At 72.7% G+C, this 20,427-nt stretch carries 16 protein-coding genes; 10 read left to right on the top strand and 6 right to left on the bottom strand.

The window, feature by feature from the left end; genetic code table 11:
* The first annotated feature begins 30 nt into the window (after window positions 1-30).
* From ACMXN5_RS28185 to ACMXN5_RS28160, 6 genes are read left to right on the top strand one after another with little or no spacing between them, the layout of a single operon-like run.
* The gene (locus ACMXN5_RS28185; RefSeq protein ID WP_439677587.1) at window positions 31-1,368 is read left to right on the top strand and encodes an MFS transporter; all 1,338 of its coding nucleotides are present in this window, start codon (window positions 31-33) and stop codon (window positions 1,366-1,368) included.
* Window positions 1,365-2,327, top strand: coding sequence for an SDR family oxidoreductase (locus ACMXN5_RS28180; RefSeq protein ID WP_439677586.1), 963 nt, complete (start codon window positions 1,365-1,367; stop codon window positions 2,325-2,327). The genes ACMXN5_RS28185 and ACMXN5_RS28180 overlap by 4 nt, the downstream gene beginning before the upstream one ends.
* Window positions 2,327-3,763, top strand: a complete 1,437-nt coding sequence (locus tag ACMXN5_RS28175) for a trehalose-6-phosphate synthase (RefSeq protein ID WP_439677585.1) — start codon at window positions 2,327-2,329, stop codon at window positions 3,761-3,763. Before ACMXN5_RS28180 ends, ACMXN5_RS28175 begins: the two co-directional genes overlap by 1 nt.
* The gene (locus ACMXN5_RS28170; RefSeq protein ID WP_439677584.1) at window positions 3,756-5,102 is read left to right on the top strand and encodes an aspartate aminotransferase family protein; all 1,347 of its coding nucleotides are present in this window, start codon (window positions 3,756-3,758) and stop codon (window positions 5,100-5,102) included. The genes ACMXN5_RS28175 and ACMXN5_RS28170 overlap by 8 nt, the downstream gene beginning before the upstream one ends.
* Window positions 5,099-6,109 (top strand): alcohol dehydrogenase catalytic domain-containing protein, encoded by a 1,011-nt coding sequence (locus ACMXN5_RS28165; RefSeq protein WP_439677583.1) that lies wholly within the window; start codon window positions 5,099-5,101, stop codon window positions 6,107-6,109. Before ACMXN5_RS28170 ends, ACMXN5_RS28165 begins: the two co-directional genes overlap by 4 nt.
* A 10-nt stretch (window positions 6,110-6,119) precedes the next feature.
* Window positions 6,120-6,530: a PPOX class F420-dependent oxidoreductase gene (locus ACMXN5_RS28160; protein ID WP_439677582.1), complete on the top strand. Its 411-nt coding sequence runs from the start codon at window positions 6,120-6,122 to the stop codon at window positions 6,528-6,530.
* A gap of 27 nt (window positions 6,531-6,557) precedes the next feature.
* On the opposite strand, the gene ACMXN5_RS28155 is transcribed toward ACMXN5_RS28160, so the two are convergent.
* The gene (locus ACMXN5_RS28155) at window positions 6,558-7,142 is read right to left on the bottom strand and encodes a histidine phosphatase family protein (protein WP_439677581.1); all 585 of its coding nucleotides are present in this window, start codon (window positions 7,140-7,142) and stop codon (window positions 6,558-6,560) included.
* Between the two features lie 263 nt (window positions 7,143-7,405).
* Between ACMXN5_RS28155 and ACMXN5_RS28150 the strand changes: the two genes are divergently transcribed.
* The 3 genes from ACMXN5_RS28150 to ACMXN5_RS28140 all read left to right on the top strand — a co-directional run bounded on the left by ACMXN5_RS28150 (window position 7,406) and on the right by ACMXN5_RS28140 (window position 9,403).
* The gene (locus tag ACMXN5_RS28150) at window positions 7,406-7,618 is read left to right on the top strand and encodes a CbtB domain-containing protein (protein WP_126643036.1); all 213 of its coding nucleotides are present in this window, start codon (window positions 7,406-7,408) and stop codon (window positions 7,616-7,618) included.
* A gap of 95 nt (window positions 7,619-7,713) precedes the next feature.
* A complete protein-coding gene (locus ACMXN5_RS28145; protein WP_439677580.1) occupies window positions 7,714-8,472 on the top strand; it encodes a CbtA family protein in 759 nt (252 codons plus the stop codon).
* 436 nt (window positions 8,473-8,908) lie between these two features.
* Window positions 8,909-9,403, top strand: coding sequence for a topology modulation protein (locus tag ACMXN5_RS28140; protein ID WP_439677579.1), 495 nt, complete (start codon window positions 8,909-8,911; stop codon window positions 9,401-9,403).
* A gap of 18 nt (window positions 9,404-9,421) precedes the next feature.
* Here the strand turns inward: ACMXN5_RS28140 and ACMXN5_RS28135 are convergent, their stop codons facing one another.
* From ACMXN5_RS28135 to ACMXN5_RS28125, 3 genes are all read right to left on the bottom strand, one after another.
* Window positions 9,422-10,024, bottom strand: coding sequence for an Lrp/AsnC family transcriptional regulator (locus ACMXN5_RS28135; RefSeq protein ID WP_439677578.1), 603 nt, complete (start codon window positions 10,022-10,024; stop codon window positions 9,422-9,424).
* 44 nt (window positions 10,025-10,068) lie between these two features.
* Window positions 10,069-11,466: an NAD(P)/FAD-dependent oxidoreductase gene (locus ACMXN5_RS28130; protein WP_395790775.1), complete on the bottom strand. Its 1,398-nt coding sequence runs from the start codon at window positions 11,464-11,466 to the stop codon at window positions 10,069-10,071.
* A 351-nt stretch (window positions 11,467-11,817) separates the two neighbouring features.
* Window positions 11,818-13,266, bottom strand: a complete 1,449-nt coding sequence (locus tag ACMXN5_RS28125) for an aldehyde dehydrogenase family protein (protein ID WP_380009892.1) — start codon at window positions 13,264-13,266, stop codon at window positions 11,818-11,820.
* Between the two features lie 293 nt (window positions 13,267-13,559).
* On the opposite strand from ACMXN5_RS28125, the gene ACMXN5_RS28120 reads away from it, so the two are divergent.
* On the top strand, window positions 13,560-15,020 hold the full coding sequence (locus ACMXN5_RS28120; protein ID WP_439677577.1) for an APC family permease: 1,461 nt from the start codon (window positions 13,560-13,562) through the stop codon (window positions 15,018-15,020).
* A 67-nt stretch (window positions 15,021-15,087) separates the two neighbouring features.
* Here ACMXN5_RS28120 and ACMXN5_RS28115 read toward each other — a convergent pair whose 3' ends face one another.
* Together ACMXN5_RS28115 and ACMXN5_RS28110 are read right to left on the bottom strand one after the other, a co-directional pair.
* Window positions 15,088-15,693, bottom strand: a complete 606-nt coding sequence (locus tag ACMXN5_RS28115; RefSeq protein WP_439677576.1) for a CGNR zinc finger domain-containing protein — start codon at window positions 15,691-15,693, stop codon at window positions 15,088-15,090.
* A 71-nt stretch (window positions 15,694-15,764) separates the two neighbouring features.
* Window positions 15,765-20,393 (bottom strand): HEAT repeat domain-containing protein, encoded by a 4,629-nt coding sequence (locus ACMXN5_RS28110; RefSeq protein WP_439677575.1) that lies wholly within the window; start codon window positions 20,391-20,393, stop codon window positions 15,765-15,767.
* Window positions 20,394-20,427: the final 34 nt, after the last annotated feature.

Here is a 20,427-nt window from a genome sequence, read left to right as displayed (position 1 = left end):
TCTCGGTCACCTGTGACGGACGGAGTGTGCATGCGATACGGCGGCGGTGTGCTCGGTCTGCTTGCCCCGGCGACGAGTTGGGGGCTGTTCTGGGGTGGTTGGGCCGCGCTGCTGCCCACCCTCCAGGACGAACTCGGGTTGGACGACGGAAATCTGGGCCTGGCGCTGTTCGCGGTCCCGGTGGCGGCGGTGCCCGCGATGTTGCTGACCGGGCCGCTCGCACGGCGGCTCGGCCCGCGTACTTTGCCCCTGGTCACCCTCGGGTTCGCGCTCGGCACGCTCGCGGTCGCGGTGGCCGGGTCGCGCTGGACGTTCGCCGCCGCGCTGTTGCTGGTCGGCGCGACCAGCGGGGCGATCGAGGTGGCGCTCAACGCCACCACCGCGGCGCGCGAGGCGCTGACCGGCGAGCGGCTGTTCCACCGGGTCCAGGCGGCCACCCCGCTCGCGATGGTCCTGGCCGCCCCGGCGGTCGGTCTCGCGCTGCACGCGGGGGTGTCGGCGCGGGCGATCCTGGTGACGATCGCCGTACTGGTCGCGCTGAGCGCGGCGGCGGCGATCGACCGCCGGCACTGGCAGGAGGAGGCGGCCGGACCACCCGGATCGGAGCGCGCCGAGCGGGCGAACGGCCGTCTCCTGATCGCGCTTTCGGTGGTCGGCGCGGTCGGCGGCACGGTGCTGCTGATGGAGAACACCGTCGAGCAGTGGGGCGCGATCCACCTCACCGACAACCTCGGCACCGGCCCGTTCCTCGCCTCGTGCGGCCCGGCGGTCTACATGGCGGGCCTGTCCGCCGGCCGCCTGCTCGCCCAGTGGCGCGGCGAACGGGTCGGCGACGCCCCGCTGATCGTCGGCGGCGGCGCGCTCGGGGGCCTGGGCCTGGCGCTCGCGGCGGCGGCCTGGTCCACCCCGACCACCCTCGCCGGCTTCGCGCTCGCCGGCGTCGGCCTGGCGCCGGTGGTGCCCACGCTGCTCGCCGCGACCGGTCGCGCGGTCGCCCCGAGCCTGCGCCCGCAGGCGATCTCGCTGGTCACCACCGTGTCCTATGCCGGCTTTCTCGGCGCCCCGCCGCTGGTCGGCACCCTGGCCGGCCGGCTGGGCCTGGGTACGGTCCTCGGCATCGTGGCGCTGTGCGGGGTGGTGGTGATGGTGGGCGCGCGGTCGTTGCGGCTGCTGCCCGCCGAGACCGGCCCGGACGGCGATCCCGGTGATCCCGACGATCCGGGCGGCTCCGGCGGCTCCGGCCGTCCCACCGACGGTGATCGCTCCACCGAAGGTGACCGTTCCACCGAAAGTGACCGTTCCGAAGGTGACCAGTCCGACCCACCGCACCGCCCACGTCCGCCGCACCGGAAGGGAGTCGCCCGATGACCCGGGTCCTGCTGTTCGGATCGGGGTACATAGCCGGCCACGTCGGCGCCCGGTTGACCCGCCTCGGCCACGGCGTCGTGCTCGGTTCGCGGCGCCGCCCCCGCACCCCGGAGACCCGGGGGCTGCGCTGGCTTCCGGTGGACGTGGCCGATCCGCGCGAGGTGCGCACGGTGGTCGACGCGGTCCGCCCCGACGCGGTGGTGGCCGCGCACGGGCCCTCGGACATCACCCGGTGTGAGGCCGATCCGGCGGGCGCGGCGGCGGTACACGTCGCCGGGGCCCGACACGTGGTGGCGGCGCTGGCCGGGCGGGCCGCGCGGATGGTGCTGATCTCCACGGACAACGTCTTCCCGGGCCACGCGGACAGTTGCGCGGAGTCCGCGCCGACCTCGCCCGCCAACGCCTACGGGCGGGCCAAGCTCGCCGCCGAGGCCGCCTACCTGGCCGGCGGCGACGCGCTCGTGTTGCGGGTCAGCCTGGTGTACGGCTGGGACCGGGCCGGACTGCGGCCGAACTTCTTCACCACGTGCGCCGAACGGCTCGGCGCGGGCGAGCCCGTGGCAGTGCCGGACGAGCACTGGAACACCCCGGTGCTGATCGACGACGTCGCGGCCTGGACCGCCGCGCTGCTCGACTCGCCGCACACGGGCGTGGTGCATCTGGGCGGGCCGCGGCGGCTGTCCCGGGTGCAGTGGGCCCGGCACATCGCGGCGGTGCACGGCGTGGACCCGGCGCTGGTGACCGCCGTGCCGCAGCGGGACACCGGGTACGCCTGCCGCCCGCGCAACGCGTGCCTGCACAGCGAACGCGCCGCGCACCTGCCCGAATTGCACGGCCTGGACCCGGTCGACGTGTTCGCGGCCGACGCGGCGCTGATCGCGGCCGTGGTCGGGCCGACCGGATCGATCCCCTCAGCCGCTCTCGACGCTTCAGCCGCTCTCGGAAGGGACCAGCCCTGATGGACCGTCATCTGTTCCTGGCCAGCAAGCGTGCCGCAGTCAGCTTCGCCCCCGATCCGGTGACCGGCGCGCTGCGTCCCTGGCTCGCGCCCGGCGGCACCGGCAACGTGGTCGCCGAACAGGCAGGCGTGCTCGACGTGACCTGGATCGCCAGCGCGGACACCGACGACGATCATCGGGCGGCCCGGGAGAACCCGAACGGCCTGAGTCTGCGCCTGCGTTCGGGCCGCGACATCCGGGTCCGTCTGCTGCGGCACGACCGGGAGACCTTCGACGTCGTGCAGAACTTCATGACCGCGCAGCTGATGTGGGCCGCGAACAACTACGGCTGGGACCGGTGGACCACGCCGACCTTCGGCGCCGAGACCTATTCCGCTCTGGAACGATTCACCGAGTTCACCGAGGACTTCGCCGGTGCGCTGCTCGCCGACTCGGCCGATGTCGCCGATCCGGTGTACCTGGTGCACGACTACCAACTCGTCGGCGTACCGGCCCGGTTGCGCGCCGTGCGGGCGACCGCGCCGATCCTGCTGTTCGTGCACATCCCCTGGCCCTCGCCCGACTACTGGCGGATCCTGCCCCGGGCGCTGCGGGTGGGCCTGCTCGAAGGCATGTTGCCGGCGACCACGATCGGCTTCTTCGCCGAGCGGTGGTGCCGCAACTTCCTGGACTGCGTGGCGGATCTGATACCCGACGCCGACGTGGACCGCAACGCGGGCGTGATCCGATGGCGCGGCCGGCGCACGGGCGTGCGCACCATGCCGCTCGGCTACAGCCCGCGCGCGCTCGACGCGGACCATCCGCGCCTGCCGGCGGGGATCGCGGAGTGGGCGGGCGACGCGCCCCTGGTGGTGCACAGCGGCCGGACCGACCCGATGAAGAACGCCGAACGCGCCGTCCGGGCCTTCGTGGCCGCCCATCGCCGCGAGCCCGCGGTGCGCTCCTCCCGGATGCTGGTCCGGATGAATCCGAACCGGCTCTACGTCGAGGCGAACGCCGACTACGTCCGGCGTGTGGAGTACACGATCGCCGAGGCGAACGCCGAACTGGGCCCGGACACCGTGCGATTGCACTGCGACAACGAGGTGGAGCACACCATCGGCTGCTTCCGCCGGGCCGACGCGCTGATCTTCAACTCGACGGTGGACGGCCAGAATCTGAGCACCTTCGAGGCCCCGTTGGTCAACGAGCGCGACGCGGACGTGATCCTGTCCGAGATGTGCGGCGCGGCGGAGATCCTGGCCCCGGTGTGCCGCACGATCAACCCGTTCGACCTGGTCGAGCAGGCCGACGCGCTGATCGGCGCGTTGACCGCGTCCCCCGCCGAACGGGCGGCGGCGGCCGAGCGGCGACGCAAGGTGGCCGAACCCTGGACGCTCGAAGCCTGGGTCCGCACCCAGTTGGAGTGGCTCGACGCGGACCACCGCGATGACTGAGTCGGCCGAGGAGCGCACCGCCGCGACCGCCCGGGTCGCGCAATACCGGCTGGGCGACGAGCAGTTGGTGCGCGGCGAGGGCATCCGCTCGTGGGACGCGAGCGGCCGGGAATACCTGGACTGCGTGTCCGGGACGTTCAACCTGATCCTCGGCCACCACCATCCCGAGGTGATGGCCGCCGTCCGGGCGCAGACCGAGGAACTGGTCTTCGCCTCCTCGTCGTTTCGCACCGAGTCCACCGACCGCCTGATGCGCGACCTGGCCGCGCTGGCCCCGGCCGGTCTGACCCGGGTGAACCTGCGCAGCAGCGGCGGCTCGACCGCCAACGAGGGCGCGATCCGGATCGCCCAGCACCACACCGGTCGGCGCGACGTGATCGTGCCGTTCCGGGGCCACGTCGGCCAGACCATCGCCGCCGCCGGGTACAACGGCAGCAGTCGGATGCGGGCGCCGTTCCACATGCCGCCGCTCGGCGCGGTACACGTGCCCGACGCCTACTGCTTCCGCTGCTTCTACCGGCAGACCCCGGACAGTTGCGGCATGTTGTGTGTGAGCCGGATCGAGGACTTCATCACGTACGCCAGTTCGGGCAGCGTGGCGTGTGTCCTGATCGAGCCGATCAGCGGAATGGGCGGCAACATCGTGCCTCCGCCGGACTACTTCCCGGCCCTGCGGGCCCTGTGCGACGAGCACGGGATCGTGTTGATCTTCGACGAGATCCAGACCGCGTTCGGCCGCACCGGGCAGATGTTCGCGGCCGATCTGTTCGGCGTGGTGCCGCACATGATGACCGTCTCGAAGGGGCTGACCGGTAGCGGACTGCCGCTCGCGGCAATTCTGACCGAGGAGCGCATGGCCGACTGGGACCGTTCGTTGCACGGCTTCACCTACGGTGGCCACAACCTGGCCGCCGCGGCGGCGGTCAAGACGCTGGAGATCGTCCGACGGCCGGGTTTCCTGGAGAACGTACGCCGGACCGGCGCGATCCTGACCGAGCGGCTGTGCGCTCTGCAACGGGAGCACCCGATGCTCGGCGACGTACGCGGGCCCGGGCTGATGCTCGGCCTCGAACTGGTGCGCCCGGACGGGGGCAAGGCCCCGGAACTCGCCCACACGTTCCAGCGCGCGCTGCACGCCCGGGGTGTACTGACCCGGGTATCCGAGCACGGGCTCGGCAATGTCATCGAGTTGCGTCCGCCGCTGATCCTGACCCCCGCGGAGGCGCATCTGATCGCCGACCGATTCGGCGAGGCGCTCGCGATGGTGGCCGCCGAAGCGGTCGGGCGGACCACACCCGCGCCCCGCGTCGGCACCGCTCGCCCGGATCGGGCGGGATGAGGGTCGAGTTGGGCCCGCACGGCCCGCACCTGCGGCTCGGCCGACCACACCCGCCGGCGGGCGAACACCGGGTGCGGATCCGGATCGCGTTGGCCGGTCTGTGTCGCTCCGACCTCAAGGAGGTGGCCCGCGAGCGGCACGGTCCCAGTCAGTTCGGCCACGAACTGGTCGGCGTGGTCGCCGAGTCCACCCTGCCCGAGGCGCTGCCGGTCGGGGCCCGGGTGGGCCTGGATCCCAATGTGCCGCTCGCGCGCACCAGCGGCTTCGCCACCGAGATGTACGCGGCCGGCCCGGCCGGCCGGCTGACCGCCGCGCTGCCCCGGATCCCGGCCGAACTCTCGGACCGGCAGGCGGTCTTCGCCGAACCGCTGGCCTGCGCCGAGCACTGCGTCGCCGCCCTGGTCGGGCACACCGGCATCCCCCTGCTCGGTCGGCGCGTGGTGGTGTTCGGCGCGGGCGCGGCCGGACTGTGGATCGCCCGCCTTGCCGAAGTCGCGGGCGCCGAGGTCACGTTGGCCAATCGCAGTGCCGACCGCACCGAATTCCTGCGGGCGCGCGGCTTCGAGGTGCGGCCGAGCGCGGGGCTGCCGTCGTCGGCCTTCGCGCTCGCCGTGATCGCGACCAGCTTCGTGCGCCCGGAGATTCTGACCGAGGCCCTGCGCACACTCGTCCCCGACGGGCTGGTTCTGCTCTACGGCGGCACCGCCCCGGGCGATCGACTCCCGGACCTGGCCTGCGATCTGGACCGGGTCCGACGCCGCGAGCAGGCGGTGCGCACCACCTGGGCGGGCCGGCCGGTCACCGTGGCCGGCAGCTACGGCACCGGCCGCGCCGACTTCGCCGCCGCGCTGGCGGTATTGCCGAAGCTGCCCGTGGAGCGCCTGGTGACCGCGGAGATCACCCTCGCCGAACTCCCGGCCGTACTGCGCGAACAGGTGAGTGGTCGGCCGCTGGGCAAGACGCTGATCCGACCGCGAGCCGCGACCGCTCCCACGAACGCGACGTAGGATCCGGGACATGACGATCTCTCTGGGTGATTCCGCCCGCAAGCTCCTCGACGCGGCGCACCCGGCCGTACTGGCCACCGTGAACCGGGACGGCAGCCCGCAGACCTCCGTGGTGTGGGTGGGTCGCGACGGCGACGACGTCCTCGTCTCCACCCAGGCCGGCCGGCTCAAGGACCGCAACCTGCGCCGCGACCCGCGCGCGAGCCTGACCATCTACGACCCCGCCGACTCCGAGGTCTACGTCGAGATACGCGGCACCACCACGATCACCGAGGACGTCGGCCGCCGGCTCGCGGTCGAGTTGGCCGAGAAGTACGAGGGCCCGGGCGCCGGCGACGAATACCTGAACCTCCCGCCGGAGTCGGTGCGCGTGGTCGTGCGCCTGACCCCGACCCGGATCACCGGCACCGCGACCGACTGAGTACAGCTCAACGGCCCCGCGCGGGTTTCACGCCCGGCCCGGCACGCCGAAGCCGCGCAGGGCCCAGCGGGGGCCGTTGCGGGTGAGGTCGACCCGGGCCAACGGGCCGGCGTCCAGGTGCCAGAGCACGCTCGCGGGGGCCCGCAGCGCGTGCACCGCGACGGCGCGCGCGACGGTCGGGTGGGTCACCGCGATCACCCGCGCGTGCTCCGCCGCCCGGCCCAGCTCGTCCAGCCACTTCCCGGCCCGCGCCGACACCGAGGCCAGGGACTCACCGCCGTGCGGGGCCGCGTCCGGATCGGCCAACCACGCGGCCACCCCGGCCGGATCCGCGGCCAACACCTCGTCGAGGGTGCGGCCCGCCCAGTCGCCGTGGTCGCAGTCGCGCAGTGCCGGCTCGACGCGTACCTCGGCCAGACCGAGCGCGGCGGCGGTCTCGGCGCAGCGCAACTCCGGCCCACGCAGCGCCCGCGGCGCCCGTCCACTCGGCGGCCGGGCCTGTTCCCGGGCCGCCGCCAGGCCGGCCGCGGTCGGCGGCTCGTCCAGCGGGAAGGCCGCGCGCGCGGTGGCCGCGGTCGCGGCATGGCAAACCAAGGTGACCCGTGTACTCATATCCGTGTACTCACCCCAGTCCGCCCGGTTCAAGACTTGCACAAGTCTGCCGTCCGGAGCCCCGCGCCCGTTGACCCGCTCACGCGGCGGCCCCTAGATTCCGATCGACCTCGCGTCGCGACGAGGAAGCCGGTGAGACCCCGGCACGGACGCGCCACTGTGATCGAGCCGTCGACCCGCGCAAGCGGGGTTCCGGCGGCCGTGAGTCAGACCCTCCCGCGACGCACCCCGCACACGGGCGCGTTGCCCCGAAGGAGGATTCCGTGGCTCAGGCTGCCGTTCCCCGCCCCGCCGCCACACCGATCGCGATCCCGGTCCGGGCGATCGTGCCCTGGGCCGCGTTCGCCGGGGCGTTCCTGCTGTTCCTGATCTACTTCGTCGCCTCCGAGCAGGGCGCGGTCGCGCTCTTCTCGGGTACCGGAGTGCACGAGTTCGTGCACGACGGGCGCCACCTGCTCGGCTTCCCCTGCCACTGACGGCCGCGCGATCGTGCGGCCGCACGGTCGCGCCGTGAGGCACGTTCGGCGCGGCCCTCGGTCGAGGGCCGCCGCACAGGGAGTCGACATCACGCATGGTGCGAAATCTGTTGATCCGCGGCATGCTCACCGGCGTTCTCGCCGGGGCACTGGCGTGGGTGTTCGCGTGGGTCTTCGGTGAGCCGCAGATCCGCGACGCGATCGCGTTCGAGGAGCACGGGCACGAGGGCGGCGCGGCCGGCGATCATCCCGAGGAGGAGGTCGTCGGTCGGGGCGTGCAGAGCACGATCGGCATGCTGACCGGGGTCGGTGTGTACGGGATCGCGATCGGCGGCCTGTTCGCGCTGGTCTTCGCGTTCGCGTACGGCCGGATCGGCCCGTTCCGGCCCAGGGCCACCGCCGGGTTGTTGGCGCTGCTCGGCTTCGTGGCGGTGATCGTGGTGCCGTTCCTGAAGTATCCGGCGAATCCGCCGGCGGTCGGCGACGCGGACACCATCGGGCGGCGTACCGCGCTGTACTTCGGCATGCTCGCGCTGTCCGTGCTGTTCGCGGCGGCGGCGGTGATTGTGGCCCGGCGGCTGACCGACCGGCTCGGGGCCTGGAACGCCGTCCCGCTCGCGGTGGCCGGCTTCCTCGTCGCGGTGGGCATCACGATGTGGGCGATGCCGACGGTGAACGAGGTGCCGGCCGAGTTCTCGGCCACGCTGCTCTGGCGTTTCCGGGTGGCCTCACTCGGCGTGCACGCCATCATCTGGACCACGTTCGGCCTGGTCTTCGGCCTGTTCGCGGAACGCGTTCTGCGGCCCGCGGCCGATCCCAGGCCCGAACCCCGAGTCCCGGCCGCCGCCGGTTGACCGGGCCGGTCCACCACGGTGTCGCGACCGAACCCCGGCCGCGACCCCGGCCGCCGGTCGGGCCATCCACGGCCCGACCGGCGACCCGCCGTCACCCCCGCCAAGCTCCGCCGGACAAGACCGGTCCCCTCCCGGCCCGCACACGCCGGCCGGGCAGCCAACGGCGGCCCCGCGAAATCCAGCCCGGCCGACACTTGACGCCACCTCGGCCGAAGGCCGGGCCACCCAGCCGAGCCGGGCGCACGACACCAAGAGCCGAGCGGGACCGGCCCGCGAAATCCAGCCCGGCCGGCGCTTGAGGCCACCTCGGCCGAAGGCCGGGTCACCCAGCCGAGCCGGGCGCACGACACCAAGAGCCAGGCGGGACCGGCCCCGCCCGGCAAACTCCCGGTAATCCACGCGCGTGGCGCCCGCCGCCTCCGTACGCTGCGAGACCATGCGCAAGATCGTCGTCGTCGGCGTCGGCGGAACCGGCAGGCCCGAGTTGGCCGACGCCCTGGGTACCCGACTCGACCTCCCCGTCACCCACCTGGACACCCTGTACCACCGCGAGGATCGAACCACCGCTCCGGCCGAGGAGTTCGCCGACGCGCAGCGCGCGCTGGTCGCCCGGCCCGGGTGGATCGTGGTCGGCAACTACGCCTCCACACTGCCGATCCGGCTGCGGGCGGCGGACACCGTGGTCTTCCTCGATATCCATCCGCCGGCCGCGATCACCGCGATACTGGCCCGCCGCCGGCATCCCGAAGCGGGCGATCACGACCGGCTCGACCCGAGCGTGCTGCGCTCGGTCCTGGCCTACCGGCACTCGGTCCGCCCCCGGGTGCGCCGACTTCTCGCCGCCCACTCCGCGCCGGACGTCCCGGTGCACACCTTCACCACCCGTCGCGCCGCCGACCGCTGGCTCGCCGGCCTGCCGGCGAGCGGCTGAGCCGCAACGGGCGGGCGGTCAGCGGCTGTCCCGCTGGTCCAGGCCCGACCCCGGCGCTATCTCCGGCGCGTCGAGCAGCGAGGACTCGACGCCGCCGACGCCCCAGCCGTACGCGAGCTTGTGCACCTCCAGTACGAAGAAGGAGTCGGTGGAGAGCACCCCGTCGATCAACAACAGGCGCCGGTTGAGCAGATCGGTGAAGTGGTCGGTGTCCCGGCAGATCACCTCCACCATCACGTCGTACTGTCCCGCGACCATCACCACGTACGACGTCTCGGGCAACTCGCGCAGCTCCCGGCACACTTCCCGGGCGCTGCCGGGCCGTACCCGCATGCCGATCATCGCGAGCCGGTCGAACCCGATGGTGAGCGGGTTGGCGATGCCGACGATCTGGAGCGTCCCGCTCTCCTCCAGGCGCTGCACCCGATAGCGCACCGAGGACGCCGGGATGCCCAGGTCCTCGGCGATCTGCTTGTACGCACGCCGGCCGTCGGCCTGGAGGATGGCGATGATGCGCCGGTCGATGTCGTCCAGCGGGCCTGCAGGGGTCATGCGGCTGCTCCGGGTCTGCTGCGGCGCCGGGTTCGGCGCGTGTGCCTGGTCCTGTTCTCCGGCGGCCATCTTCCCCTGTTCCTCCCGGCCTTCGGGTCCGGCACCCGGGTGGTTCACGAGTCGAAGCCCAGTCCGAGTCGGTCCAGCGAGCGCAGCCACAGGTTGCGGCCGCCGTGCGCGTCCTCGCGGGCCATCGACCAGCGGGTGGCCTGGATGCCGATCCAGCGCGCGGGCTCGGGCGGGAACGGGATCGGCTTGCGCTTGATCATGGTGAGTTCGGTACGTTCCGACCGGGTGCCGGCGAGCAGGTCCAGCATCACCTCGGCGCCGAACCGGGTGGCCCCGACGCCGAGTCCGGTGAAGCCGAGCGCGTAGCCGACCCGGCCGGCCGCGGCGGTGCCGGCGAACATGCAGAACCGGGTGGTCGAGTCGATCACGCCGCCCCACGCGTGCGAGAAGGCGACGTCGGCGAGCGGCGGGAAGGTCGCGGCGAACTGCTCGGCGAGGATGTCGAACGTCTCCGGGCGCTGGGTCAGCGCCTCGTCGACCCTGCTGCCGAACGGGTAGATGGCGTCGTAACCGCCCCACAGGATGCGGTTGTCGGCGGTCTTGCGCAGGTAGTGGAACTGGTTGCCCGCGTCGGTGACGCCGTGTTCGCCGGTCCAGCCGATCGCGGCGAGTTGTTCGTCCGTCAGCGGCTCGGTGGTGAGCGCGTAGTCGTACACCGGGACCATGCTCAGGCCGAGCCGGCGCAGCAGCGGCGGGTAGATGTTGGTGGCGAGCGCGACCCGACGGGCGGCGACGAGCCCGTAGGCGGTGCTCAGCCGGACCGCGTCGGCGGGCTTGGTGTCGATCGAGGTGACCTCGGTACGCTCCACGATCCGCACACCGGCGTCCAGGCAGGCTCGGCGCAGCCCCCAGACCAGACGCGCGGGATCCAGGAGCGCGTAGTCGGGCTGCCACACGCCCGCCGCCCACAACGGCGAGTCGACGTAGGCGCGCAGCGCGTCCCCTTCCAGGTATTCGGCCTTCTCCCCGTAGCGATGGGCAACCCCCACCGACGCCCGCAGGGACTCGGCCTGCCAGGGGGTGGCGGCAACGGCGACCTTGCCGAAACGCCCGAACCCACAGTCGATCCCATGCGTGTCCAAGTCACGCTCGAACGCATCGAGATTGCGCGCACCCAGGCGCTGCAACGTATCGATCTCATCCGGCCACCGTTGCAGCCCGTTGGCCAACCCATGGGTAAGACTCGGCGAGCAGAACCCCCCGTTGCGCCCACTGGCGGCATGCCCACAGGTGCCCTGCTCCAACACCAGTACATCCCGCCCGGGATCCCGCTGCTTGGCGATCAACGCGGTCCAAAGCCCGGTGTACCCGCCACCAACCACGGCCAGATCAACCCGAACATCCCCCACGAGCCGCGCCAACGGCTCGGGACACTCGATCCGATCCAACCAAAACGGCTCCTGGGCAGCATTACGCAAGGCAATGCGGTGACTCGGGGTCATGCGGTTCCCTACGGGGTAGTGACCGGTATTCGTAAAGGCAAGCCAACAATCGGCCTCAACCGCCGGCCGGGGCTTTCGGCCTCAAACGCCGGCCAGGCTGACTGGGCCCGGCCTTCGGCCGAGTGGCCTCAAACGCCGGCCGGGCTGGATTTCCCAAACCAAGCCATCGACAGCCCGGCCGGCGTTTGAGGCCAACTAGCCGGGCCGGCGCTTGAGGCCACCTCGGCTGAAGGCCGGGTCACACCCAGCCCGGCCGGCGCTTGAGGCCAAGCAGCCCGGCCGGCGCTTGAGGCCACCTCGGCTGAAGGCCGGGTCACACCCAGCCCGGCCGGCGCTTGAGGCCAACGGCGGCTACAGGTTGATCACGCCCGTGCGGAGATCGGACATGTCCAGGAGCGTGTGCTTGCCCCCGATCCGCCCCCACCCCGTACCCCGATTCCCGGCCCCGCCGAACGGCATGTTCACGTCCCAAAAACACGTGCTGTCGTTCACCACGACCTGCCCAACCGCCATCTCCTCCACAAACCGATACGCCGCCCGCATGCTCCGCGTGAACACGGCCCCCTGAAGCCCCAACTTGTCGTCGTTGGCCAGCCGCAGCGCATCGTCCTCGTCCACGGCAGTGATGATCGGCACGACCGGCCCGAACGACTCCTCCCGCGACAACAGACTGTCCACGGGAACCTCGTCCACCACGGTGAACTCGTAGTACAACTCCGTCGGCATCCCCACCCGGCGCTTGCCGCCCAAAAGCACCTTCGCGCCCCGCTCGTGCGCATCCGCGATGTGCCGATCCATCTTCGCGGCGACACCCTCGTTGTTCAGCGACCCCAAATTCGTGGCGGCATCGAACGGGTCACCGAGCACCACGTCCTCGGCGGCCCGCAACACGGCTGCCACGAACGCGTCGTGTACCGCGTCGACCACGATCACCCGCTCGGTGGCGCAGCAGACCTGCCCGGCGCACAGGTACGCGCCGTACACCGCGGCCTTGGCCGCCGCGGCCAGGTCGGCGTCCTCCAGCACGACCAACGGCCCGTTGCCGGAGCACTCCATGATCGAGCGCTTGAGCCCGGCGGCGGCCTGGATCTTGGCGCCGGTCGCGGAGGACCCGATGAAGCCGATCGCGTCGATGCCGTCGTGCCGCACGAGCGCGTCGCCCGTGGCGCCCTCGCCCGGAAGGATGTTGATCAGACCCTCCGGCACCCCGGCCGCGACGAACGCCTCCATCGCCTTGAGCACCGTCAGCGGCGTGTTGGCCGGCGGCTTGACCACGTGCGCGTTGCCCGTGGCCAGCCCCGGGGCGACGAACTCGGCGAGCATGAGCAGCGGGAAGTTCCAGGGGGTGATGATGCCCCAGGTGCCGACCGGCGCGTAGAAGGTCCACATGCGCTTCGTGCCGTCGGTGGAGGGCATCGTCTCGCCGTGCAGCCGGACCGCGTCCTCGGCGTGCAGGTGGAAGAGCTGCGCGGCCTCCTCGATGTCGGCGACCGACTCGGCGAGCGGCTTGCCCTGCTCCAGGGTCTGGAGGCGGGCCAGCTCGTCGACCCGCTTGGTGATCTCGTCGCCGATGCGGTGACACAACTCCGCGCGCTGCCAGACGTTGACCCTGGCCCACGCGCGCTGCGCGGTGTTGGCGGCGGCGACGGCCCGGTCCAGGTCGGCGGCGGTGGGCACCGGGACGGTGGCCACATGCTCGCCGGTGACCGGGCTGATCACGTCGTAGCCCTCGGTGCCGGAGCCGTCGACATAGGCGCCGTTGATGAAGAACTGGTGGCGGGCGGGGCCGTTGCTGCTCATGCGGGGGGATCCCTCTCTGTCCTCGGGCGGCGTGTGCTCAGACTTCATCAGCAACTTTGACCTGTCAATAGATCTCAATGAGCAACTTCGACAGCTCTCATTTGTCGAACGAACAAAGAAGAACCCTTGACGTGGTTGAAAACCCGGATCTATAACAGGGCCATCAGCAGGGCCACCGGCAGGGCCGACGACGGCGTCGACAGCAGCGCGTCCGGAGCCCGCGACCCCCTCCCCCAAGCGGCCGTCCCCCGGGAACCTCCACCGGCCGCTCCCACCCCGCGAAGGGGAAACGTATGTCCGCAGCACCTCACCCGGCCGCCCCCGGCTCGACCGGTACCGCCGCCGACACTGTGGCCGGCCCGCCCGCGCTCGCCAAGAAGATGCGCTGGTACGACGGCTTCGCGATGTCCCTGACCATGCCCGCCGCGCTGATCGCCTCGCTCGGCGCCTCGATCGGCGGCCTCGGCGCGTGGGGCGCGATCGCCCTGTGGGCCGGTTCGATGCTCCTGGCCACGATCGCCAACTGGATCTACACCGAGTTGGCCGCGATGTTCCCCGAGTCGTCCGGCGGCATCGCGCACTACGCGACCGAGGGTTGGAAGAAGCGCGCGCCGTTCGTCGGCCCGCTGGCCAGCATCGGTTATTGGTTCCCGTGGACCACCGCGCTGTCCGTGTACGCGGGCATCATCGGCTCGCTGGTCCAGGCCCAGTGGTTCCAGGGCCAGGACTGGACCCTGGACCTGGGCTTCGCCGAGCTGACCTTCCCGATCGTGGTCGGCATCGCGGTGATCGTGCTGCTCTTCGGCGCGGCCATGTTCGGCCTGCACGTCGCGATGTGGGTCGTCTACGTCACCGGCGGCATGCTGCTCGTGCCGCTCGTGGTGTTCATCGTGCTGCCGTTCGCCAGTGGCGACTGGAGCGCGAGCAACCTGCACTGGAACCTGCACGGCGCGGCCGGCATCCGCGAATCGTTGGTGTGGCTGTACGTGATGGCCTGGACGTCGTTCGGCGTCGAGGTCTGCGCGACCTTCGCGCCGGAGTACAAGGACACCGTCAAGGACACCTCGCGGGCGCTGCGCGCGGGTGTGCTGTTCTCGCTCGGCGTGTTCATCCTGCTGCCGCTGGCGCTGGCCGGCTATGTCGGCGAGGAGAAGATCGGGCTCGACCCGACCACCTTCTACGTCGGCGCGTTCAACGACCTGGTGGGCGGCGCGGCCGACCTGATGGTGGTCTTCCTGATCGCCTCGCTGCTGCTGATCATGATCACCGGCCTGGCCGACGGTTCGCGTGTGCTCTACAACATGGGCAAGGAGGGCACCACGATCAAGCAGGTCGGCGTGCTCAACCGGCGCGGCGTGCCGGCGCGGGCGCTGATGATCGCCCTCGTGGTCAATGTGGTCATCCTGATCGCGCTCAAGACCCCGCTCGCGATCATCGTGACCGGCAACCTGGGCTACATCCTGACCCACGTACTGGCCATCTCGGGCTTCGCGATGTTGCGCCGGGACCGCCCGGACCTGGCCCGGCCGATCCGGCTGCCGAACTTCTTCGTGCCGCTGGCCTGGCTGCTGGCCGCGTTCCTGGCCGTGGTGTTGGTGGTCGGCGCGACCGGGTTCTCCATCACCGGCTACGGCGGCTTCAAGGAACTGGGCATCGCCTGCGGCGTGTTGGTCGTCGGCGTGGCGCTATGGCTCTACCGCACGAGGGTCCAGGACCCCCGCGACACAGCGCGTGTGGACACGGGCAATCACTAGATCCGCAAGGCGTTGCCGGGTACGGGGTCATCGCGCACGTCGCGGTGGCCCCGTGCTCGCTGCCGGGCTACGAGCCGGTGTGCAGTTTTTGTTTTGCGGCTCGGTTGGTTTGCTTCTTCGCCCGGTTGCCGCAAGTGTTCATCGAGCACCAACGGCGGGTGCCGGGGCGGGATTCGTCCAGGAACAGCACGCCGCAGAGCGGGCCGGCGCAGGCCCTGACCCGGGTGATCGCGGCGGAGTCGACCAGGTCGATCGCGTCCCGGGCGACCAGCGACAGGGTGGCGGCGACCGGGTCCGGCGCGCTCCAGCGCACTCGGCCCCACGCGTCCACCGCCGGGATCGGCGTCGGGGCGGCGGCGGCGCGGTTGACCCGCTCCCGGGCCAGGGATCGCCAGGCGGCCAACCCCTCGCCCCGGCAGGCCACCACGATCAGTTCGTGGATGGCCTCGCGCAACTGCCGGGCGTCGGCAACCGATACGGCGGCGAAGGGGGCGACGGCGACCACCCCGCCGCCCGGGCAGAACTGCCGTACCCATGCGAATAGGGCTTCCGCGTCCGGTAGTTCCTCGTTCTCCTGCGGTGTGCCCCGGCGGTTGAGCGTGCGGATGAAGTCCAGGGCGAGCCTGCCCGCTCCGTGGCGGAATCGACGGGTGTCGGCGGCGGATCGCGGCATACCCGCCAGCGTACTCGCGAACCGGTTTGACCAATATGGCCTGGAACGACGGCGCGGGGTGCCGTGGCCCGCTATTCGGGGGCCGCCGCGATCCGGTCGCGCAGTTCCAGATAGCGGCCGCGGCGGTCCGGGCGGGCGTGCGCGGCGGCCTTGCGCAGCGCGGGCAGGACCGCGACGCCGATCCGGGCCAAGCCCTCGCCGGCGGCTTCGCGGATCACCGGGTCGGCGTCCGTGAACAGGACGATCAGGGACGGTACGGCCGGCTGCCAACCGGCGTGCGACAACGTGCGGATCGCGCCCCGGACGACGTCCCGTCGCGGGTCGTCGAGCAACTGCTCGGTGTGTCGCAGGTATTCGGCGCGGTCGAGCACGCGTCGCGAGATCCGGTGTGCGTGCAGACGCACACGCGGGTGTGCATGGCCGAGCAACTCGGCCACCAGGGCGCGCACTTGTGGATCGGCGCCGTGTTCGTCGGCGAGCCGGGACAGGGCCCGTCGGGCCTGCTCGGGCGCGTCCGCCCGTACCGTCGCGATCAGTTCGTCGCGGGTGGGGCGCTCGGCACCGGGCGGCAGTGTCCGGGTGCGCAGGGACACCAGGGCAAGGCCGTTGCGATCGGGGCCGGGTGCACGGAGTACCCCGCCGACCAGGGTCAATCGGTCGGCGAGTGCCGTGCGCCCTTCGACGCGCAGCCGACGTACGGTCTCGGTCAGTTCCGGGGTGCGCCGCATGGTGCGGTCGAGCAGCAGGTCGAGGCAGCCCAGGGCGCCGGCGTCCAGGCGGGTCCGGAGGGCTTCGGCGAGGACGTCGGCGGACATGGCGCGGGTGGCGGAGAGTACCGCCGCCCGGGCCGTGGGTGTGCCGTGCTCCCACCACGAGACGAGGTGCGGGGCGGCGCGTTCCAGGTGCTCCGGGGCCATGATCGCGCACAGCTGCGCGGCTCGGGTGCGGGCGAGGTCGGCGTCCGGGTGGGCGAACACGCCTGCGGGGTCGGTGTCGTCGGCGAGGTTGATCAGGGTGGGGGCGAGGGGCCGCAGGAGGTGCGCGGGCAGGTCGACGGCGCCGCGCAGGTGGGCGTCCAGGACGACGCGTCGGGTGGCCGGCTCGGCCCAGGTGCACAGGATCTCGGCGGCGGCCCTGCGGCGGCGCGGGTCGGCGGCGGCGAGCAGGGTCACCAGACGCTCCCGTTGCGGGGTCGAGCGTGGTTGGTCGAGGTCTTCCGCGTGCGGGAGACGGGCTGCGGGGCCGGTGCGGTCGAACCGGCGGGCCCGGGCGGCCCGTTCGGCGGACACCCACGGCGGCGCGTCGATCGGTTGGAGTTCGGTCAGCCAGTCGAGCAGGGGCACGCGGGTGTCGGGCGCGGCACTCGGGAAGACGTCGATCAGGGCGGCGATCCGCGCCCGGGAGTCCGGGACGGCGCTGGCCTCGGCCTCGGCGCCGGCGCCGGCCTCGGTCGCGGCCCGGAACGCGGCAAGCGCCTGCGGCGAGCGCACGGCGGCATCGAGCCCGGACCGCCAGGCGTCCAGCAGCGCGACCCGCTCGGGATCCTCGGCCTCGGCCCCCTCGGCATCCGCCCACCCCTCCGGCCGGAACGCCTCGCCGAGCACCGCGACTTCGGCCTCCCAGGGGTTCGGCCCCGGACGCACCCCGGCCAGTGCGCGCTCCACGTCCTCGCGGGTGCGAACGGCTCCGCAACAGCGCAGTACGGCCAGTGGGGTCGGGCCCGCGAAGGCCGGGCCCGGCAAGGCGCGGATCCGGCGGGCGAGGTCGAAGGCGGCGATTTCGGCCGACGAGCCCGCGATCGCCTCCAGGATCGCGCCGACGCCGTCCACCGTGCCGAGTTCGGCCGCGAGCACGTCGTACGCCTCGGCAAGGGCGGCGCGCTCTGCGTCCGACCACGGTGCGGCACAGACCGCCACCACGAACCGCAACACCGCCGCCCGATCGGCCGGCCGCCACCGCGCCAGCCCGAGCAGCTGCGGCAACGCTCCACGCAGGGCGCCGTGTTGATCGGGCGGCGACGCCTTCGGCCCGCGCCGGACCAACCGCAACACGGCCGGCAGGTCGTAGTCGGGCCGAGCCCGGCGGGTCATGGTGAGCAGATCGGCCCGGAGCTCCCGGTCCTCCTCCGACGCCTCGGCCACCGGCTTCGGCACCGCGATCCCGTGGGCCGCGAACTCCTCGGCCAGATCCGGGATCCCGCCGTCCCGCACGGCGAAGTCCCCCCGCGCCAAACCGACAAGCATCGGCTCCGCGACCACCGAACCTCGACGAACCAGCGCCGCCATGGCACCGGTGGACCACTCCCGGTCCAGGGCCTGGATCAGCAGCGCACGCTCCCGCGCGTCCGTCGCCCGCTCCGCCGCCGCCAGGACCCGCGCCCGGTACGCCGGTCCGAGCAACTCCCGGAGCGCCGCCGTCAAGGAGTCGCGCAGACCCGGATTGTCGTGCCGCCCGAGCCACCCCAGCAGCACCGGAATCTGCCTCGGCGTGCCGGCGTCGATCAGTGCCTCCGCCGCCGACTTCCCGACGTTCATCACCGGGTGCTCCAGGCACGCCGCGATCGCCTCCCCCGCCCACCGGGCCCGCATCCGGCCCAGCGCGCGCAGGGCCTGACGCACGGTCCGGGGATCCGGGGAGGTCGTGAGCGGAATCAGGCTCGCGGACAACGAACGGGCCGCGTCCGGGTCCCGGGCGATCAGCGCGATGGCGTGCTTCCGCACGTCCGGGTCGCGGTGCCGGATCAGGTGGTGGATACGGTCCTTGACGCCGGGCTCCGCCTGACGTGTACCGCACCCGGTCGCCTCCTGGCCTCGGGACAGGAGTTCGAGCAGGACGACCAGTTCGGCGTCGGTGACGCCTTCGCGGTCGATCAGGTCCAGGGTGATGTCGCGGACGAGTTCGGCGCGCGCCGCCTTCGGGTCGGTCGCGGCGAGCAGGCACACCGGGCGCAACACGCGGCGCCGGTAGAGGCGTTCGCCGAGCGCGCCGATCGCCTCGACCACCTCGTCCGGCACCACCGGCTCGGCGATCTCCTCGCCCCGGTTCGCCACCAGGTCGCTCACCACCCGCAGCAGCAGGTCGGCAAGCGCCGGAAGGGTCCGGGCGTCGCCGTTGCGGGCGAGCCGGCACAGGGCGGCGACCGGGTGGTCGGCGTCGATATCCGCGGTGAGCAGGGCGAGTTCGTCCGGGTCCGGCATCCCGAGGTCGGCCGCGATCCGCTCGGGCAGTGCTCGTCGGTCGAGCCGGGCCCGCAACTCCCGGCGCCGGTGCGGGTCGTCGGTGAGGTGCCACAACACCTCCAGCGCGAGGTCGGCCACCCCGCGCAGATGCGGCACCACCACGCCGCCCGGGTCGGCCACCCCCAGCCCGTCGCGCAACACCGCGACGGTACGCGGCCCGCCGATCGCCTCCAACGCGCGCAACGCGGCCCGAGGCGCCCGGGGCAACGCGGCCAACACGGCCTCCTCCGCGCCCGTGTGCCGCAACGCGCGAAGGGCGGCCAATACGGGCTCCGGCTGGCCGGCACCGGCCAACCGAGCGGCCAACACCTCGCCGACCGGCAGATCGGGGGCACCCTGCGCGGCCAGCGCGGACAGCAGTTCCACGCATCGCGGCCAGTCCGGGTGGTCGTCCGCAACCGAGACCAGCACGCGCAGCGCCTCGTGCCGCACCGTGTACAGCACGACCGCCACGTCGACCGCGGCAACGCGGTGGTCGGCGAGCGCCATGGCGATCACGGTGGGCACATCCTCGTCCCGGACGAAGTGCCCGCGCCGATGCATCGCCCCCAGGCAGGCCACGATCGACTCGGCGAACAACAGCTGATCCGCCTCGGCGATCACCAACAACCCGCCCACATCGCCCCGTTCGGCAAAGTCGCCGATCGCGGCGAGGGCCCGCTGCCGCTGCCGCCCCGGCAGTCCGGGATCCGCGGCCACCTCGCGCAGCAGCCCGATCGCCCCGAACCGCGCGGCGACCTCCACCGCGTCCGGAAACTCCGGCAGCAGTCGGCGCAACGCCCGCTCCATCCCGGCTGGGATCTCCTCGGCGGCCCACGGCGCGGCCAACTCCGCCAACGCCCCCGCCACCACCTCGGCACCGGCGGCCGTATCCAACAACTCGACCAACCGGTCGCGGGCCTGCCCCGGCCCGATCAACGCATCGGCCAACGCCCGCCGCACCACCCGCAACGCCGCCGCGCGCAACACCGAATCCGGCCGCGCCGACAACCCGTCCAGCAGGGCCTCGACGTCGTCCACCGCACCGGCGTCGATCCCCTCGACCGCCCGGTACAGCTCCTCCCCCGCCGGCTCGGCCCGCGCCGTCGCCTCGGGCCGGGCCACGATCTCCGCCCGCAGCCAGGCGATCCGCACCCGAGCCGGCCACCCCGCAGTGCGCCATTCCGGGACGGGGACACGCAACCGCGCGTACACCTCGGCCAGCACCAGGGCCGCCTCGGCCGATCCGGCCGGCACATGCGGCAGCAGAGCAGCCGCGTCGCGATCCGCACCACCCCCGCGTCGCCCGACCCGTTCCCGCAGCAACACCACGCCGAGGTGTCGCAACGTCGGATCCTCGTGCGCGACCAGACCCCGAAGCACGGGGATCGGGCACGGCACCCCGTCGAAGTACGCCGAGAGCCACGCGGCGTCGGCCCGCGCCACCGCATCCGACACGGCGTCCTGCTCCGGGATCGTCATCGCTCGATCCTAGGCAGGCCCCACGGCACGCGAC

The sequence above is a fragment of the Embleya australiensis genome (genome assembly GCF_051903075.1).
Lineage (GTDB): Bacteria > Actinomycetota > Actinomycetes > Streptomycetales > Streptomycetaceae > Embleya.
The sequence above is the reverse complement of the archived record's forward strand: the minus strand, read 5'-3'. Positions and strand labels throughout refer to the sequence as shown.

Bases quoted from the DNA above. Each gene is read 5' to 3' on its own strand.
- ACMXN5_RS28185 (WP_439677587.1), top strand. From the start codon at position 31: ATGCGATACGGCGGCGGTGTGCTCGGTCTGCTTGCCCCGGCGACGAGT.
- ACMXN5_RS28180 (WP_439677586.1), top strand. From the start codon at position 1,365: ATGACCCGGGTCCTGCTGTTCGGATCGGGGTACATAGCCGGCCACGTC.
- ACMXN5_RS28175 (WP_439677585.1), top strand. From the start codon at position 2,327: ATGGACCGTCATCTGTTCCTGGCCAGCAAGCGTGCCGCAGTCAGCTTC.
- ACMXN5_RS28170 (WP_439677584.1), top strand. From the start codon at position 3,756: ATGACTGAGTCGGCCGAGGAGCGCACCGCCGCGACCGCCCGGGTCGCG.
- ACMXN5_RS28165 (WP_439677583.1), top strand. From the start codon at position 5,099: ATGAGGGTCGAGTTGGGCCCGCACGGCCCGCACCTGCGGCTCGGCCGA.
- ACMXN5_RS28160 (WP_439677582.1), top strand. From the start codon at position 6,120: ATGACGATCTCTCTGGGTGATTCCGCCCGCAAGCTCCTCGACGCGGCG.
- ACMXN5_RS28155 (WP_439677581.1), bottom strand. From the start codon at position 7,142: ATGAGTACACGGGTCACCTTGGTTTGCCATGCCGCGACCGCGGCCACC.
- ACMXN5_RS28145 (WP_439677580.1), top strand. From the start codon at position 7,714: ATGGTGCGAAATCTGTTGATCCGCGGCATGCTCACCGGCGTTCTCGCC.
- ACMXN5_RS28140 (WP_439677579.1), top strand. From the start codon at position 8,909: ATGCGCAAGATCGTCGTCGTCGGCGTCGGCGGAACCGGCAGGCCCGAG.
- ACMXN5_RS28135 (WP_439677578.1), bottom strand. From the start codon at position 10,024: ATGGCCGCCGGAGAACAGGACCAGGCACACGCGCCGAACCCGGCGCCG.
- ACMXN5_RS28130 (WP_395790775.1), bottom strand. From the start codon at position 11,466: ATGACCCCGAGTCACCGCATTGCCTTGCGTAATGCTGCCCAGGAGCCG.
- ACMXN5_RS28125 (WP_380009892.1), bottom strand. From the start codon at position 13,266: ATGAGCAGCAACGGCCCCGCCCGCCACCAGTTCTTCATCAACGGCGCC.
- ACMXN5_RS28120 (WP_439677577.1), top strand. From the start codon at position 13,560: ATGTCCGCAGCACCTCACCCGGCCGCCCCCGGCTCGACCGGTACCGCC.
- ACMXN5_RS28115 (WP_439677576.1), bottom strand. From the start codon at position 15,693: ATGCCGCGATCCGCCGCCGACACCCGTCGATTCCGCCACGGAGCGGGC.
- ACMXN5_RS28110 (WP_439677575.1), bottom strand. From the start codon at position 20,393: ATGACGATCCCGGAGCAGGACGCCGTGTCGGATGCGGTGGCGCGGGCC.